19 protein-coding genes are annotated in these 16923 nt (G+C 63.6%); 12 read left to right on the top strand and 7 right to left on the bottom strand.

Features of this window, described 5'->3' with window-relative positions; all coding sequences use genetic code 11:
* Positions 1-70 precede the first annotated feature (70 nt).
* From QA643_RS01745 to QA643_RS01725, 5 genes are all read left to right on the top strand, one after another.
* The gene (locus QA643_RS01745; RefSeq protein WP_283031495.1) at positions 71-469 is read left to right on the top strand and encodes a metallopeptidase family protein; all 399 of its coding nucleotides are present in this window, start codon (positions 71-73) and stop codon (positions 467-469) included.
* Positions 470-607: 138 nt separating this feature from the next.
* Complete coding sequence (gene leuD, locus QA643_RS01740; protein WP_283031494.1) at positions 608-1213, top strand: 3-isopropylmalate dehydratase small subunit; 606 nt, start codon at positions 608-610, stop codon at positions 1211-1213.
* A 71-nt stretch (positions 1214-1284) separates the two neighbouring features.
* A complete protein-coding gene (locus QA643_RS01735) occupies positions 1285-2073 on the top strand; it encodes a hypothetical protein (protein ID WP_283031493.1) in 789 nt (262 codons plus the stop codon).
* 126 nt (positions 2074-2199) lie between these two features.
* Entirely contained in the window at positions 2200-2613 is a 414-nt protein-coding gene (locus tag QA643_RS01730; RefSeq protein ID WP_283031492.1) for a hypothetical protein, read from the top strand.
* Between the two features lie 24 nt (positions 2614-2637).
* Positions 2638-2991 (top strand): cytochrome c, encoded by a 354-nt coding sequence (locus QA643_RS01725; protein WP_283031491.1) that lies wholly within the window; start codon positions 2638-2640, stop codon positions 2989-2991.
* Here the strand turns inward: QA643_RS01725 and QA643_RS01720 are convergent.
* Positions 2988-3863, bottom strand: a complete 876-nt coding sequence (locus QA643_RS01720; RefSeq protein ID WP_283031490.1) for a CoA ester lyase — start codon at positions 3861-3863, stop codon at positions 2988-2990. The genes QA643_RS01725 and QA643_RS01720 overlap by 4 nt on opposite strands.
* A 119-nt stretch (positions 3864-3982) precedes the next feature.
* Between QA643_RS01720 and QA643_RS01715 the strand changes: the two genes are divergently transcribed.
* Entirely contained in the window at positions 3983-4630 is a 648-nt protein-coding gene (locus tag QA643_RS01715) for a carbonic anhydrase (RefSeq protein WP_283031489.1), read from the top strand.
* 214 nt (positions 4631-4844) lie between these two features.
* Here the strand turns inward: QA643_RS01715 and QA643_RS01710 are convergent, their stop codons facing one another.
* Positions 4845-5879: an aspartate-semialdehyde dehydrogenase gene (locus QA643_RS01710; RefSeq protein ID WP_283031488.1), complete on the bottom strand. Its 1035-nt coding sequence runs from the start codon at positions 5877-5879 to the stop codon at positions 4845-4847.
* Positions 5880-6117: 238 nt separating this feature from the next.
* On the opposite strand from QA643_RS01710, the gene QA643_RS01705 reads away from it, so the two are divergent.
* Together QA643_RS01705 and QA643_RS01700 are read left to right on the top strand one after the other, a co-directional pair.
* The gene (locus QA643_RS01705) at positions 6118-6861 is read left to right on the top strand and encodes a hypothetical protein (protein WP_349253252.1); all 744 of its coding nucleotides are present in this window, start codon (positions 6118-6120) and stop codon (positions 6859-6861) included.
* 221 nt (positions 6862-7082) lie between these two features.
* A complete protein-coding gene (locus QA643_RS01700; protein ID WP_283031486.1) occupies positions 7083-7466 on the top strand; it encodes a hypothetical protein in 384 nt (127 codons plus the stop codon).
* Positions 7467-7636: 170 nt separating this feature from the next.
* Here QA643_RS01700 and QA643_RS01695 read toward each other — a convergent pair whose 3' ends face one another.
* Entirely contained in the window at positions 7637-8278 is a 642-nt protein-coding gene (locus QA643_RS01695) for a DapH/DapD/GlmU-related protein (protein ID WP_283031485.1), read from the bottom strand.
* A gap of 63 nt (positions 8279-8341) precedes the next feature.
* Positions 8342-9454 (bottom strand): 3-isopropylmalate dehydrogenase, encoded by a 1113-nt coding sequence (gene leuB, locus QA643_RS01690; RefSeq protein WP_283031484.1) that lies wholly within the window; start codon positions 9452-9454, stop codon positions 8342-8344.
* A gap of 224 nt (positions 9455-9678) precedes the next feature.
* Here leuB and QA643_RS01685 point away from each other — a divergent pair, with 224 nt between their 5' ends.
* Positions 9679-10542, top strand: coding sequence for a DMT family transporter (locus QA643_RS01685; protein WP_283031483.1), 864 nt, complete (start codon positions 9679-9681; stop codon positions 10540-10542).
* Between the two features lie 87 nt (positions 10543-10629).
* Positions 10630-11817: a YbfB/YjiJ family MFS transporter gene (locus QA643_RS01680; RefSeq protein WP_283031482.1), complete on the top strand. Its 1188-nt coding sequence runs from the start codon at positions 10630-10632 to the stop codon at positions 11815-11817.
* A gap of 93 nt (positions 11818-11910) precedes the next feature.
* Here QA643_RS01680 and QA643_RS01675 read toward each other — a convergent pair whose 3' ends face one another.
* The gene (locus tag QA643_RS01675; RefSeq protein ID WP_283031481.1) at positions 11911-12270 is read right to left on the bottom strand and encodes a hypothetical protein; all 360 of its coding nucleotides are present in this window, start codon (positions 12268-12270) and stop codon (positions 11911-11913) included.
* 295 nt (positions 12271-12565) lie between these two features.
* On the opposite strand from QA643_RS01675, the gene QA643_RS01670 reads away from it, so the two are divergent.
* Positions 12566-14224 (top strand): tetratricopeptide repeat protein, encoded by a 1659-nt coding sequence (locus QA643_RS01670; protein ID WP_283031480.1) that lies wholly within the window; start codon positions 12566-12568, stop codon positions 14222-14224.
* A gap of 8 nt (positions 14225-14232) precedes the next feature.
* Here QA643_RS01670 and QA643_RS01665 read toward each other — a convergent pair whose 3' ends face one another.
* Entirely contained in the window at positions 14233-14643 is a 411-nt protein-coding gene (locus QA643_RS01665) for a hypothetical protein (RefSeq protein ID WP_283031479.1), read from the bottom strand.
* Between the two features lie 207 nt (positions 14644-14850).
* On the opposite strand from QA643_RS01665, the gene QA643_RS01660 reads away from it, so the two are divergent.
* Positions 14851-16059, top strand: coding sequence for an ABC transporter substrate-binding protein (locus QA643_RS01660; protein ID WP_283031478.1), 1209 nt, complete (start codon positions 14851-14853; stop codon positions 16057-16059).
* A 76-nt stretch (positions 16060-16135) separates the two neighbouring features.
* On the opposite strand, the gene QA643_RS01655 is transcribed toward QA643_RS01660, so the two are convergent.
* Positions 16136-16921, bottom strand: coding sequence for a molybdopterin-dependent oxidoreductase (locus QA643_RS01655; RefSeq protein WP_283031477.1), 786 nt, complete (start codon positions 16919-16921; stop codon positions 16136-16138).
* Positions 16922-16923: the final 2 nt, after the last annotated feature.

The following is a 16923-nucleotide window of genomic DNA, read 5'->3' as shown; positions in this document are numbered from 1 at the left end:
GATTGGCGCGCTGAGGTCAACTCGCAAAACCATAATGCGCACGGGCATAACACACGCTAAATACGTCCTGATGTGGACCGAAGCAAAAGCCCCCTCGCTCGCCGAAATGGAAGCCATGGCCCATGAGGTGTTCGAGCGCCTGCCCAAGACGTTTCGAACCCTGTGCGAGGGCGTGATCATCCGCGTCGACGATTTCCCGACCGACGAGGTGCTGGACGAGATGCAGGCACAGACCGAGTTTGACCTGCTCGGCCTGTTTCAGGGCATCGGCCTGCCGCAGCAGAGCCACGGCGATGTCGCCCGCCTGCCCAACATGATCTGGCTCTACCGCCGCCCGATCCTGGACTACTGGGCCGAGCACGAGGAAACGCTCGGCCATATCGTCCGCCACGTCCTGATCCACGAGATCGGGCACCATTTCGGCCTCTCGGACGCCGACATGGAGGCGATCGAGGCGGCGGCAGGCTAGGCCGCCTACCCCCGGCGAACCGCCGGTTCGTCCGAAACGCGCCAGAACAGGCGGCCTATGCGTAAATCGGCCTTTTGCCGGGGCCATATTCGCGATAAATCAGCGGCCCGTCCCCCCCTTTCAACCGGGAAGCGATCGATGGATAAGTTCACCATACTGGAAGGCGTTGCTGCCCCCCTGAAGATCATCAATGTCGACACCGACATGATCATTCCGAAGCAGTACCTGAAGACCATCAAGCGCACCGGCCTTGGCAAGGGGCTTTTCTCCGAACAGCGCTACAAGGATGACGGCAGCGAGAACCCGGACTTCGTGCTCAACCAGCCGGCCTATCGGAGCGCCAAGGTGCTGGTCGCCGGCGACAATTTCGGCTGCGGCTCGAGCCGCGAGCACGCGCCGTGGGCGCTGCTCGATTTCGGCATCCGCTGCGTGATCTCGACCTCGTTCGGCGACATCTTCTACAACAACTGCTTCAAGAACGGCATTCTGCCGATCCGCGTGGCGCAGGAAGACCTCGACAAGCTGTTCGACGACGCCGAGCGCGGCGCCAACGCGACGCTGACCATCGATCTGCCCAACCAGGAGATCCGCGGTCCCGACGGCGGCAAGGTGAAGTTCGAGATCGACCCGTTCCGCAAGCACTGCCTGATGAACGGCCTCGACGACATCGGCCTGACCATGGAAAAGAAGTCGTCGATCGACAATTACGAGGCGAAGCTGAAGAAAGAGCGCACCTGGGCCTGATCGTGCCGCCCGATCGTGTTACCAGAGCCCCGATCACCTCGGGGCTCTTTCGTTAAGCGGAGATGGCGCGGATGCGGCCTGACGTCGTCACCTTCTGGCACGGCCCGCTCGACGGGCTGCGGCTCACCTGCCTCAGGTCGCAGGTCGCCGCCGGTCACAAGGTCACCGTCTATAGTTTCGATCCCGTACCCGGCCTGCCCGACGGCGTCGGCAATGCCGAGGCCGAGGCGATCCTGCCGCATTCCTTTGCCGAGCGGCTGCGCCCGCCCGAGCCGGATGGCAGCTGGCGCGACTGGACGATTTTGCAGTTCAGCGACTTCTTCCGCATGCGGCTGATGGCCGAGCGCGCCGGCTTGTGGCTCGACGCCGACGTTCTCCTGCTGAAGCCGATCGAGATCGATCCGGCAAAACCGTACTTCGCCTGGGAGCGCCGCCGCCAGCTCGGCAACTCCGTCCTGTACCTGCCCGCAGACGATCCGATCGTGCGCGCGTTCGCCGATCTGATGGAGCAGGAGGATCTGGTGCCGGACTGGCTGGCGCTGCGCCATCGCCTCACCTTCATGCTGCGCCAGATGCGCCGCCGCTCGAGCCGCCTCTCGGACATCCGCATCGCCATCTACGGCCCGGCCGCCCTCACCGCACTCGCGCGCCGTTCGAACGAATTGCAGCACGCGCTGCCGAAGCGGTCGTTTTACGCGGTGCATGCCGAGCCGAAATTGTTTTTTGAGCCGACGGAGTTTGCGGGGTTGCTGGCCGATCCCGAAATTATCGGGCTGCACATCTCGCCCAAAGGCCGCGGCGGCGAGAAGCCGATTGCGGGAAGTCTCTATGCCTGGGCGACGGAGAAGTTTGGCGGATAGCCGTGGCTTACCCTCCCCTGGAGGGGAGGGTAAGAGCGGACCGCCCCCAAATTTGATCCAGCGCAACGACCGGCGGCCGATTGGCGCGCACCTTGGACCATCAAAGCACCCCAAGGGAGCCGTGCCATGACCGTTCAGGAAACGCCCTATCCCACCGTCAGCCGCATGGTCGACATCTTCGCCGAATGGCTGAAGCACCGGCGCGAGCTGCGGGAAATGCGCGAGATGGACGCCGCCAATTTCGGCCAGATCGCAAGCGACCTGCGGATGTCTTCCGCCGATCTCGAGGCGCTGGTCCGCCAAGGGCCGCATGCCGCCGATGAGCTGCCGAAGATGCTGACCGCGCTTGGCATCGATCAGGACGATCTGGCGCGCACCGAGCCGCTGGTGCTGCGCGACATGGAGCGCGTCTGCTCGATGTGCATCAACAAGCGGCAGTGCGACAAAGATCTCGCCGGCGGCACCGCCGCTGCGCACTATGAAGAATACTGCGCCAACGCGCCGACCATCGACGGCCTGAGCCAGCAGCCAGCGAAGTAAGACCCGCGCCGGGGGATGCCGACGATGGCCCGTTCCACCTGGCTGCAGATCTTGATCGAACTTCTCGGCGCACTCGCGGTGCTGCTGTTCGTCCGGCTGCATCATGCAAGCGGCGCCCCGCTGCCGTCAGAAGGCATTGCGGCTGGACACCGTCTTGCCGAGGCGTGGTGCAGGGATTGTCATGCGATCGAGGCCGATACCGCCGGCACCCGCGGCGGGCCGCCAGATTTCGTCGCCCTCGCCAACCGGCCGTCGACAACGGCGCTGTCGCTGAAAGTGTTCTTCAAGACCAGCCACCACAGGATGCCCAATCTGATCATCACCCCTGAACAGGCCGACGACCTCGCAAGCTACATCCTGAGCCTGAGGCGGAACTAGGCCATCGCCGCGATGGCATCCGCAATCGCAATCGTCCGCCGCGCCATGTCGGCATGCAGCCGCTCCACCATCCGCCCGTCGAGCTGGATCGCGCCACGCGAGACGTTTTCCGGCTTCTCGAACGCCGCGATGATCTTGCGCGCCTGCTCGACCTCCTCGGCCGGCGGCGTGAAGATCGCGTTGCAGGCCTCGATATGGCTCGGATGGATCAGCGTCTTGCCGTCGAAGCCGAGATCGCGGCCCTGCGCGCATTCGGTGGCAAAACCGTCGATATTGCTGATGTCGCTGTAGGGGCCGTCGAGAATTTCCAGCCCGTGCGCACGCGTCGCCAGGATGCAGTGGGTGATCATCGGGATCATCGCCGCGCGGCCCGGCTGCATGCGGATCCGCGTCTCCCGCGAAATGTCATTGGGACCGAATACGAAGCCCGCCAGGCGTGTCTCGGAATCGCGAGACGCGGCGGCCAGCTTGTCGGCATCGAGCACGGCGCGGGCGGTTTCGATCATGGCCCAGACCCTGATCGACATGTCGGCGTTGATGTCGCTGAGGCGGTTGGCGATGGCGTTGAGGTCAGCCACGGTAGAAATCTTGGGAACCAGGATGCCATCGGGCTTGACCTTGCCGGCCATGGTGACGTCCTCGACCCACCAGGGCGTATCGAGGCTGTTGACCCGGATCAGCACCTCGCGCTTGCCGAACCCGCCGGCCATGACGGCCTTGGCAATCTGGTCGCGCGCCGCCGCCTTGGCATCCGGCGCCACCGAATCCTCGAGGTCGAGAATGATGCCGTCGGCCGGCAGCGTGCGCGCCTTTTCCAGCGCCCGCGCGTTAGACCCCGGCATGAACAACAGGCTGCGGCGCGGACGGATCATGGGCTGGCTTCCTCTAGGGGCTTGGGCCCCACGCCCTAACATTTCAAACCGGGGTCCGAAAGCCTTGTTCCGGTCACCGGTCTATGGTTAGGCATGCGCCCAACACAGGCAGAGAGATCATGGCATCGTCATTTCCGCAGCATCTGCTCGACGGCTACCGCGCCTTCGCCTCGCAGCGCCTGCCGACTGAACAGACGCGCTACCGGGAACTTTCCGAGCGCGGCCAATCGCCCGCCGTGATGGTGATCGGCTGCTGCGACTCCCGCGTCTCGCCTGAAGTGATTTTCGACGCCGGCCCGGGTGAACTCTTCGTGGTGCGCAACGTCGCCAATCTGGTGCCGGTCTACGAGCCTGACGGCGGCGCCCACGGCGTCTCGGCGGCGCTGGAATATGCCGTCAACGTGCTCCGCATCAGGCATATCGTCGTGCTCGGCCACGCCCAATGCGGCGGCATCCGCGCCTTCATCGACAAGATCGACCCGCTGTCGCCGGGCGATTTCATCGGCCGCTGGATGGCGTTGTTCATCAAGCCGGGCGAGGTCGTCGAGCAGCGCGAGCGCGAGACGATGCAGGATTTTACGGTCAGGATCGAGAAGGCCGCGATCTTCCGCTCGCTGGAAAACCTGATGACGTTCCCGTTCGTGCGCAGCCGCGTCGAGCGCGGCGAGATGGAATTGCACGGCGCCTACTTTGGTGTGGCCGAAGGCTCGCTGTTCGTGCTCGACCGGGCGAGCAAGGAATTCAAGAACGCGCGCGAGGTGGCGTAAGGGATTTCGTAGACTGCGGCATCAAATGAGATCGTCGTCCCGGACGAGCGCAGCGAAGCGGAGCGCAGATCCGGGACCCATAATCCCAAGCTTGCGTTGTCGCGCGCGCCGACAACCACGAACCTTCGCCAAACCACGTCCTGTGGCTATGGATCCCGGATCGGCGCGCGCCTTTGGCGCGCTTGTCCGGGACGACAAGAGAAGTGAGGGAAGCTTACGCCGCCTTCTTCTTCGCGCTGATCAGCTTGCGGTTGATCAGGCATTCGGCGATCTGCACCGCGTTCAGCGCGGCACCCTTGCGGAGGTTGTCGGAGACGCACCACAGCACGAGGCCGTTCTCCACCGTCGCGTCCTCGCGGATGCGGCTGATATAGGTGGCGTCCTCGCCGGCCGCTTCATACGGCGTGACGTAGCCGCCGGGCTCCTGCTTGTCGATCACGAGGCAGCCCGGCGCGTTGCGCAGGATGTTGCGCGCCTCATCGGCGGTGATCGGGTTCTCGAACTCGATGTTGACGGCCTCCGAATGGCCGACGAACACCGGCACGCGCACGCAGGTGGCGGAGAGCTTGATCTTGGGATCAAGAATCTTCTTGGTCTCCGCCATCATCTTCCACTCTTCCTTGGTGTAGCCGTCCTCCATGAAGACGTCGATGTGGGGGATGACGTTGAAGGCGATGCGCTTGGGGAATTTCTTGTTGACCAGCTCGTCATTGGTGTAGACGGCCTTGGTCTGCGAGAACAGTTCGTCCATCGCATCCTTGCCGGCGCCCGACACCGACTGGTAGGTCGAGACCACGACGCGCTTGATGGTGGCCTTGTCGTGCAGCGGCTTCAGCGCCACGACGAGCTGCGCGGTCGAGCAGTTCGGGTTGGCGATGATGTTCTTCTTGGCAAAACCCTTCGCCGCGTCCGCGTTCACTTCCGGCACGATCAGCGGCACATCCGGGTCCATGCGCCAGGCCGACGAATTGTCGATCACGACGGCACCGGCGGCACCGATCTTCGGCGACCATTCCTTCGAGACCGATCCGCCGGCCGACATCAGGCAGATGTCGATGTCGGAGAAGTCGTAATGCTCGAGCGCCTTGACCTTCAGCGTGCGGTCGCCATAGGAGACCTCGACGCCGACGCTGCGGCGCGAGGCCAGCACCACGACCTCGTCGGCGGGGAATTTGCGCTCGTCGAGGATGTTGAGCATTTCGCGCCCGACATTGCCGGTCGCACCGACGACAGCGACTTTGTAACCCATCGTTCACTCTCCGAGGAAAAATGCCGCCCCGCCGCCTCAGGCGAAAGGGAGAAGGCAGCGCTTCTATGCGAGAAACGTCCTTATAGCGTTTTCGAGCGAAGTGGATACCGGTTCGCGTGAAGAAAACGCGTCAAAACAAGAATCTAGACAACGTGTGACGGTTGCGTTTGGGCGTTTGATGCATTCGTTTCCGGCCAGAACGGCCAATTTCCCATATAGGGCGAGAATCCACCCGGCGTTGGCCGCCTTTGCAGACGAGATCTGCGGCACGCTGGCGCGGCTCTGCGCCTACCTGATGGTATTGGCGCTGATGGCCATCTGCGGTATCGCGCTATGGAACCATTTGCCCGATATCGTTATCGCTGAGCCCTCGCCGAAAACCTGGAGCCAGGCCGAGCGCAGCGCGCCGGCATTCGCCGTCAGCCATTTTATTTTTCCAGGCAAGACAGAGACTTACGAGATTTTCCGGCACCCCGAGGGCGGCCGCAAAGACATCTTTCACTGGAGCGGTGCCGGCGGCGCGCTAGTCGCCGAGCTCGAAATCTATCGCCCCGGCACCGAAATCGATCAGGTCGGCTCGGCCGCCGGCTATCTTGCCGCGCGGATGGACCCGGCCGGCACACGCGAGCTGGAGGCGGCTGGAATCATCGACAGCAAGTTCGGCGCAGTGACGCTGTTTCGCCGGGTCGGCGGCCCGGAGGCCGCCCACGCCTGCCTGCGATTCTACCGGCATGTCGACGAGCCGAAATTCCGTCTGTCCGGCTGGTCGTGCCAAGGCGAGGATCTGCCCGCCCGCCGGTCTGCGATCACCTGCATGCTGAACCGGCTCATCCTGCTTTCGGCCGGCCATGATGCGAAACTGGCGCAGCTGTTCGCCCATGCCGAGCTTCGGCGCAGCGATTGCGGAAGCTCGGGCGCTCCGCTGCTGTCGGCCGACTGGGTGATGGGCGCCGATAATCCGCGGCTGCGCGGCGCCCTCTAACTCCACCCTTGGCGGCGACGGCTTCGGCCGCCCCCTATAATTGTGGCAACAAGCGGCCAAGACACTGGTTTTCATGAAACTTTTTGGCTTCGCCCCGCATTATTCCGCCGCGGTGTGGCGCAATTGACCTAGCGACGATGGTCTGGCCGTGACTACAATGGCGACAGACCGATTTGGCGATGCGCCAGGCCCCTTCAGGGGTAGCTAATGACGAGGAAGCAATGACCCGAAAATTCCCCGCTGCGAGCAAGCTCGCGACGCTGCTTGCCGCGGCCGCCCTCGTTGCGGTCGGCGCGACCGCCGCCAGCGCCCAGTCCAAGCCGCAGCGCTATGACCGGGACGGCCGTCCTTATTACGGGCCGAGTGGGCCGAACCGGGTGTATCAGCAGGGCCCGCGGACCCGCGTCTACGTCACCACGCGCTCCTGGCTCGATGCCGGCACCGAAGTGCTGCCCGGCGACCGCAAGTTTCAGGACTACGCCTTCCCGCCGGAGCATGGTTATCCGACGTTCGCGCGCGAAAACCTCAACCGCCCGATCGACCGCCAGCCGCTCAACCCGCCGTCCGACATGGGTGGCTATCCGCAGCGCTTCCCGCTGTACTGAGCGCGATCGAGTAACACCGCCGCCGTCGTCCTTGCGAAAGCAGGGACCCATACGCCGCGGCCTCACGATTTAGAAAAGCTATTCGACGTTTTTGGTCCACCACGAACGATGGTGGTTATGGGTCCCGGCTCAAGGCCGGGACGACAGCGAGTGAATTGCCACGTCGGCCTTTACCGGCTCGCAAACGCCGGATCGTAACGCCTGCAAAACGCTTCGATCGCCTCGGAGCGAAAATCGCTTAGGCGTTCAAAGATGATCTCGTCCGGCCAATCCCACCAGGCGATGCGGCGCAGGCTTTCAGCGATGTCGTCGGAAAAGCGCTTGCGGATCAGGCGGGCTGGCACGCCGCCAACAACCGTATAGGGCGGCACGTCGCGGCTGACGACCGCGCCGGCGGCAATGACGGCGCCATCGCCGACGGTCACGCCCGGCAGGAGGATGGCGGCATGACCGATCCAGCAATCATTGCCGATCGTTACCCGGTCGCTGCGGCGCTCCGCGAAGAAATCGCGATCCCGCGTTGCCGTCGCCTCATAATATTCCGGGCAATAGGTGAAGCGATGCTGCGACGGACGGCCCATCGGATGGTTCGGCGCGCCGATCCGCACCGAATTGGCGATGGCCGTGAATTTTCCGATCGCCGCGTCGGCGACCTCGCAATTCTCGCCGAGATAGGAGTAGTCGCCCAGCGACGCATATTCGATGCGCGTATTGCTCAAGACCTCACAGCGCCGGCCGATCTCAGCCTCGCGCAGCCGCACCGTTTCATGAACGGCAGTTTCCCCGATCTTCGGCAGATGAGATCCATCCATGAAACGGCTCTAGTAGCTTCGCGTGACGCCCGGATGACGCGGAGCGCAATCCGGGTGACGTCCTCAGGCGTGCAGCTTCTGCAGCTCCTTGATAATCGCCTCGCCCATCTGCGTGGTCGAAGCCGCCGTCGTGCCCTCTGACTTGATATCGGCGGTGCGAAGGCCGCTGGCCAGCACGGCCGCGATCGCGGCATCGACCTTGTCGGCGAGACCGCCCATGTCGAAGGAATAGCGCAGCGCCATGCCGAACGAGGAGATCATCGCGATCGGATTGGCGAGGCCCTTGCCGGCGATATCGGGCGCCGAGCCGTGCACCGGCTCGAACAGCGAGCGGCGCTTTTTGGTCTTGGCGTCGATTTCGCCGAGCGAGGCCGAGGGCAACATGCCGAGCGAGCCGGTCAGCATCGCGGCGATGTCGGACAGCATGTCGCCGAACAGATTGTCTGTCACGATGACGTCGAACTGCTTCGGCGCCTTTACCAGCATCATGCCGCCGGAATCGGCGAGCTGGTGCTCCAGCGTCACGTCCTTGTATTCGCGCGCATGGACTGATGTCATCACCTCGTTCCAGAGCACGCCCGACTTCATGACGTTGCGCTTTTCCATCGAGGTCACCTTGTTGCGGCGCTTGCGCGCCAGGTCAAAGGCGACGCGGCCGATGCGCTCGATCTCATAGGTGTCGTAGACTTGGGTATCGATGGCGCGCTTCTGGCCGTTGCCGAGATCGGTGATCGTCTTCGGCTCGCCGAAATAGACGCCGCCGGTGAGCTCGCGCACGATCATGATGTCGAGGCCTTCGACCGCCTCGCGCTTCAGGCTCGAAGCATCCGCCAGCGCCGGATAGCACACCGCGGGCCGCAAATTGGCGAACAGGCCGAGGTCCTTGCGCAGCCGGAGCAGACCGGCCTCGGGGCGCACCTCATAGGGAACGCTGTCCCACTTCGGACCGCCGACCGCGCCGAAGATGATGGCGTCCGCGGCCAGGGCCTTGGCCATGTCGCCTTCAGAGATCGAGACCTTGTGCGCATCATAGGCGGAACCGCCGACCAGGCCCTGCTCAGTCTCGAATGACGCGATGCCCTGCTTGTTCAGCCAGTCGATCAGGCGCTGCACCTCGCCCATCACTTCGGGGCCGATACCGTCGCCGGGGAGAAGCAGCAGTTTATGGGTCGCCATGGTCGTTTACCTCCTGCTCGTCATGCCCGGCCTTGTGCCGGGCATCCACGTCTTCCTCGCAAACAAGACGTGGATGGCCGGGACAAGCCCGGCCATGACGGAAAAATGTGAAATCCGGGCGGAGTGCTAAAGCCCCCGAGACGGATTGGCAAGGCATCGCAGACAGGCCAAAAAGGCCGGGAACGAGCAATCCGCAGCCCCCGAGAAGGCACCAAGACGGCCTCATGACATCAGCCATTATCTACGCCTTTGCTTCGGCGGGTTTTCTCGGCGCCGGGGTGGTTCTGGCGCAACTCGGCCTGCGGACCGTCGAGCCGCTCTCGGGAGCCGCGATCAGCGTCCCCTCCTTCACCATCCTGTTCCTGCTGCTGTCGCCGCTGATCCTGCAGGGCGAGCCGGTGGTGTGGGAGGCCTTGCCGATTTTCATCGCCATTGGCCTGTTCTTCCCGGCCTCGCTGACATTGCTGACCTTCGCCTCGAACCGGGCGCTCGGCCCGGTCATCACTTCAACGCTCGGCAACCTCGCGCCGCTGTTCGCAGTGGCCATGGCGGTGATCCTGCTGCACGAGCCGCTGCATCTCCCGCAACTGCTGGGCCTTGTGGTGGCGGTAGCCGGTGCGGCGATCATTTCGGTGACGCGCCCGCGCGACCTCGGCCACTGGCGAAGCTGGGCGCTGCTGCTGCCGCTCTGCAGCGCCCTGATCCGCGGCGTGGTACCGCCGGTGGTCAAGCTTGGGCTCGCCGTCTGGCCAAGCCCGCTCTGGGCCTGCCTGATCGGTTACATCATGTCGTCGCTCGTGGTGTTGACGGTACAGCGCTTCCGCAAAGGCAGCTTCGTCGTGGACGCACCGCGGGTCGGCATTTTCTGGTTCGCCATGACCGGGATTAGCAATGGCCTCAGCGCACTCACGCTGTTTGCCGCCGTCCGCAATGGCCCGATCACGCTGGTGGCGCCGCTCGCCGCGGTCTATCCGCTGGTCACGGTGGCGCTGAGCGCCGTCGTGCTCCGTCACGTCGCGATCACCACGCGCATCGTGGCGGGCACCGCGCTGACCGTGCTCGGCGTCGTGCTGGTGCTGATCGGCTGATGCAGGATTGGCAAGACACCGTTGCGCAAGCCGCACCTGTGCAAGCCCGCGGACGGCTGCCACAGTAGCGGATTGCCGGAGTCCTACGTGCGATCCCCAGACATTCACCAGACCTACGCCCATCCTGCACGGCTGATTCTGATCCTGTCGCTGGCGCCGACCGTCGGTCTCGGCATCGGCCGCTTCGCCTATGCACTGGTGCTGCCCGATATGCGCGACACGCTGCACTGGTCCTATTCCGCGGCCGGCTTCATGAATACCGTCAACGCGGCCGGCTATCTCGCCGGCGCGCTCTTCGCCTCGCGGATGATCCGGCAATTCGGCATGGTGGCGTCGGTGCGATGGGGCACGCTGGCCTGCGTCGCATCGCTGGCGCTCTGCGCGCTGTCGGGTAATTTCTACGTCCTGACCTTTGCCCGGCTGCTGGCCGGCGTCGGTGCCGCGGCGGGCTTTGTCGGCGGCGGCACGCTGGCGGCGACGATCGCCCAGTCGCGGCCGGAACGGGCGAATTTTCTGCTCAGCCTGTTCTATGCCGGGCCCGGCATCGGCATCCTTGCATCGGGACTGGTGGCGCCGTTCGTGCTGCAAGGATTCGGACCGGGCTCGTGGTGGATCGTCTGGTGGGCGATGACGCTGCTTGGCGCCGTCATGACGATTCCGGTGCTGCTCGCGCCGCTGCATGACGGCGCGACGGCGACAGCGACGACATCAGCGAAATTCGTCATCCTGCCGGTCGTGATCTATCTCGCCGGCTACTTCCTGTTCGGCGCCGGCTACATCGCCTACATGACCTTCATGATCGCCTATGTCCGCGATGCCGGCGGCGGCGCGGCGGCGCAAAGCGCGTTCTGGAGCCTGATCGGACTAAGCGCCTTCGTGACACCCTGGGTGTGGCGGCGCGTGCTCGCGCTCGATCGCGGCGGCCTCGCCACCACGATCATCCTCGGCGTCAATGCGGTCGGCGCCGCGCTGCCAATCTTCGGTCAGTCGGTGTGGCTGCTGGCGACATCGGCACTGGTGTTCGGCGTCGCGTTCTTCGCGGTGGTCGGCTCCACCACCGCCTTTGTCCGCTTCAACTATCCGCCGCAGGCCTGGCCCACGGCGATTGCCGCGATGACGATCTCCTTCGGCATCGGCCAGACGCTGGGACCGATCGTGATCGGCGCGATCACCGACGCGGTCGGAAGCCTGTCATTTGCGCTGAACGTGTCGGCCGCAATGCTGGCGCTCGGCGCAATGCTCTCGGCGTTTCAGCGGAAGGTGAAGAAGGCGTAGCATCGTAGGGTGGGCGAAGCGAAGCGTGCCCACCACAAGCTTGCTCGCCATTAACGGTGGGCTCGCTTCGCTCAGCTCACCCTACGGCGCTGCCTACAAATAATACAAAATATAGATCAGCAACTGAACGAGAAACCCCATCGAGAGCAAGCCAAGGAAACCGGCAGACATCAATAATCCTACCGCACCTCTTGTACGCCACAGATAGTAAGGGAGAAACGGCAACCAAAACATCAGCACGAGAAAACCATAGTCGAAACATCGGGCGACCTGCGGATGAACTTTGCTATCGGCGTCGATCCAAAGCACGAGCAGAAATACCGACAAAGCGCCTGCACCGACGGACGATGCTGGCATCGAGGACGCGCTGTTCAGATAGAAAAAGCCATCAAGCAAAGCGGAAATCACCGAAATGCCGATGAGTGAGACGATCAGCCACTTTTCTCTGTTCATTATTGTTCGCTGAATTCCAACCTCACGTCGCACAATAAAATAATACCATTACAGATTATGTCCAGCTTCGCAGGGTTGACGATGCCCGCGTCTTTGCGCCGTGCGGCCATGGTCTTGTGCGGTTCTTGATGGCAGACACGCTTCGCTTTGCCTGCCCTACGCGCTGAATTTCAAGCGCCACGATCACAATCGCCTGCGGCAGTTTGCGGTCTCACGTGACACGACCTTGTGTTAAGGTACTCTGTCGGCAGGCAAGCGGCACAGAAACGCAAAACGATCAGGGAGATGATGGGGCATGACCTATTTCGATCTGGGGCCGTACAGCCGCAAAATCACCACGTCGTCACAGGATGCGCAAATCTGGTTCGACCGCGGCCTCAACTGGCTGTTCGGGTTCAACCACGCCGAAGCGATCAAGTGCTTTCAGAAGGCGCTGAGCCACGATCCCGACTGCGCGATGGCGCATTGGGGCATCAGCTACGCTTCGGGGCCCAACTACAATCTGCCATGGGTCCGCTACGACCCGCTGGGGCGGCAGACGGCGCTGTCGGCATCCTATGACGCCATGCAGGCAGCGCTGGCGCATGCCGGAAAGGCAAGTCCGGTCGAGCAGGCGATGATCCAGGCCCTCACCGCGCGCTATCCGCAGCGCCTGGCGATCGAGGACATGTCGCCCTGGGACAAGGCCTACAGCGGCGAAATGCGCAAGATCTTCGCTGCGTATCCCGATGATCTCGAGGTCCGCGCGGTATTTGCGGAATCGCTGATGAACGAGACGCCCTGGCTGATGTGGGACCTGCCCTTCGGCAAGCCGGCCGAGGGCGCGGGCACCGAGGAATGCAGGGCGGTGCTGGAATATGCGCTGGAGCGGATTCCCGCAGCGTGGGATCACCCGGGATTGCTGCATCTCTATGTGCACCTGATGGAGATGTCGCCGTTCCCGCAAGCCGCACTGCGCGCCGGCGACCGGTTGCGCGACATCGTTCCGGACTCCGGCCACCTCATCCACATGCCGACGCATCTCGACGTGCTGTGCGGGCACTACAGGGACGTGCTTGTCTATAACCAGAAGGCGCTGGCGACGGACCGCAGGTTCCTCGCCTATTCGGACGATCCAGGCGTCTATCTCGTCTACGTCATTCACAATTTCCACTTCGCAATCTACGGCGCCATGTTCCTCGGCCAGTACACGCCCGCGATCGCATTGGCCGAAGAACTGATCGCGACGATCCCCGAGGCGGTGCTGCGCATTCAGTCGCCGCCGATGGCGGATTTTCTGGAAGGCTATCTGACCATGAAGCAGCACGTCCTCGTGCGCTTCGGCAAATGGCGCGAGATCATCGCGCAGGAGCTGCCAAAGGACAGAGAGCTCTATTGCTCGAACGTCGCGATGATCCACTACGCCAAGGCAGTGGCGCATTCGGCGCTCGGCAATGTCGCCGAGGCCGAGATCGAGAAAGTCCTGTTCATGGCGGCGAAGATGCAAGTGCCCGAGAGCCGCCGGGTCCACAACAACAGGATCGTCAATCTACTCGACGTTGCTGAAGCGATGCTGGATGGCGAACTGGAGTATCGCAAAGGCCATCACGACGCGGCGTTCGCGCATCTGCGCAAGTCGGTCGAGCTCAGCGACAGCCTGCCCTATGACGAGCCCTGGGGATGGATGCAGCCGACCCGCCACGCGCTTGGCGCGCTGCTGCTCGAGCAGGGCCGGATCGAGGAAGCCGAGGCGGTCTACCGCTCCGACCTCGGCCTCGACGGCAAGCTCAGCCGCGCCTGTCAGCATCCCGATAATCTGTGGTCGCTGCACGGGCTGCACGAATGCCTGGTCCGCCGTGGCGAAAAGGCCGAGGCCGGCATGATCAAGCAGCGGCTGGATCTGGCGCAGGCACGCGCGGAGGTTCCGATCAAGGCATCCTGCTTCTGCCGGCGGATGGACATGGCGGCCGCGTAGCCTCGGAACTACGCGGCAAAGGCCCGCACGATGACGAAGACTATTCCGATCGCGGTGAGGCCAAGCGAAACCGCCGCCAGCGGCAATAACACGTCGATGGCCGCATCCCTGGCGCGGAGCCGCGCACCCCAAACCGCAAGATCGCCGTCGGTCCAGTCGTGGAACGAGGCTGGCGTCGGATGCCCCTCATGGGGCATTTGAAACTTCTTCCACACAAGGGATAGCGTCCACGGCAGAGCGATTGCGACGGCGAACAACACGGTCACGAACATCAACGACAGGGTGACGTCGCTCGAGCGATCGAACAAGATCCAGGCCATTAGCGCGAACCATGCGATCAGGCCGGCCGCCGTGCCCCAGATTCTGGGATGAAGCTGGCCGAACACCGGCCTATTGTGGGCGATAAGTTCTCTGCTCATGACATGTCTCCGCGGTCGTGAAACCGGCGTCGCCCACGGGGGCAACCGCCGCCATTCCGCGGAGGTTTCATTAAATATCGTCCAGCTCATGCGGCGCTGATGCATAGCTCGGAAGCAAAAACCGGCCCTCCGCTTTCCAGCGATGCCCTGTACCATCATGCCAAAGACGACCGGCTCAGCGGTCGCTACGGCAAGGGGAGGCTTTTCATGCGTCGCACCATTCTCGCCGCGCTCGCGCTCCTGACGTGGGGCGGGGGTCTGACCGCCTCCGCGGTCGCGCAGCAGCCGGTCAAGCTTGGCGTTCTCAACGACCAGACGGGACTGTACGCGGATCTGAGCGGCATGGGTTCGGTCCACGCCGCGCGCATGGCGGTCGAGGATTTCGGCGGCAAGGTGCTGGGCCGGCCGATCGAAGTCATCTTTGCCGACCACCAGAACAAGCCCGACATCGGCGCCAACATCGCGCGGCAGTGGATCGAGACCGAGGGCGTCAGCCTCATCCTCGACGTTCCCAATTCAGCCGTGGGACTCGCCGTGCGCGAGGTGACGCGCACGCGCGACGCCGTCGACATCAACACCGGCGCCGCCACGTCGGACCTCACCGGCAAAGCCTGCTCGCCGCACGGCGTGCATTGGAGCTTCGATACCTACGGCCTTGCGGCGACGATCGGCCAAGCGCTGGTGAAACAAGGTGGCGATAGCTGGTTCTTCATCACCGCCGATTACGCCTTCGGGCATGCCCTCGAGAAGGACACCTCGTCGTTCGTCACGGCCGCCGGCGGCAAGGTGGTGGGAGCCGTGCGACATCCGCTCAACACCGCCGATTTCTCGTCGTTCCTGCTGCAGGCGCAGGCCTCGAAGGCGAAGATCGTCGCGCTCTCGAACGCCGGCGGCGACACCATCAACGCGATCAAACAGGCCGGGGAATTCGGTCTCGGCCGCAAAGGCGACCAGCGCGTGGCAGCGCTCCTGCTGCAGTTTCCCGACACCCACGCCCTTGGCCTCGAAGCGGCGCAGGGCCTGACCGCGAGCGAGACCTTCTTCTGGGACCTCGACGACGCGACCCGCGCCTGGACCAAGCGCTTACTCGCCCGCAACGGCGGAAAGCCGCCGAGCATGATCCATGCCGGGACCTATGGGGCGACGTTGCATTACCTCAAGGCGGTGGCGGCAGCCGGCACGACCGACGCGACCAAGGTCGTCGCCAAGATGAAGGAACTGCCGATCGACGACTTCTACACCAAGGGCACGGTGCGCGAGGATGGACGCGTGATGCGCCCCTATTATCTGCTGCAGGTAAAGAAGCCCTCGGAATCCAAATACCCGTTCGATTATCTCAAGCTTCTTGCCACGGTGCCGGCGGAGCAAGCCGCACGGCCGCTCAGCGAGAGCGCCTGTCCGATGGTGAAGCACTGAGATCGGTCGTGGCAACCATATCGACCTGTTCATGTTCGCGCTGGCTTCAGCGCGAACACGCCTGTCCGAACGCCGCCTAACTCCCGCTGAACGAATTATATCCCTGGTCTTCCCAGAAGCCGCCCTTGTATTCGTTGGTGACTTCCATCGAGATCACGTATTTCGGGTTCTTGAAGCCGAGTTTTGTCGGCACCCGGATTTTCATCGGGAAACCATAGGCACGCGGCAAAATCTCGTCGCCGAACTTGAAGGTCATCTGGGTCTGCGCATGCAGCGCCGACTGCATGTCGAGCGGCGAGTTGTAGCCATCCTTGTCGGCGCACTGGAACCAGACGTATTTGGCGCGGGTATCGGCGCCGATGAGCTTCAGGAAATCGCGCAATGGCGTGCCGGTCCAGCTTCCGATCGCGCTCCAGCCCTCGACGCAGATGTGACGCGTGACCTGCTTGACCTGCGGTAACTGATAAAGCTCGTCCAGCGTCCAGGACTTCTTATTGTCGACGAGGCCGCGCACCTCGAGCTTCCAGCTCTTGCCGTCGACCTCGGGCGCCTCGTCGAGATCGTAATAGCCGTTGAACGGGAACGGCTTGGTGATCGCGCTTTCCGGGAATGTCGGCGCCATCGCATTGGGGTTGAAGATCCACGACTGCACGCCGTCATTGAATTTCGAGACCTGCTTCAGCATTTCCTCGGCGGAAAAGCTGTCGGTGACGTCGCAGCCCGTCAGCAGCGTCAGCGCGCCGAGGCTGGCGCCGCCGGAGATGAAGCGCCGGCGCGTCAGGTCCGGCATGGTCTTCACCGCGTCCCGGACCAGGAGCATCTTGTCGACGCCGGGAATGAAGAGCTTGCGCATGCGGCCCATGG

Source organism: Bradyrhizobium sp. CB3481 (genome assembly GCF_029714305.1).
Taxonomy (GTDB): domain Bacteria; phylum Pseudomonadota; class Alphaproteobacteria; order Rhizobiales; family Xanthobacteraceae; genus Bradyrhizobium.
Note: the sequence above shows the minus strand (reverse complement) of the source record. Positions and strands in the feature narration are given on the sequence as shown.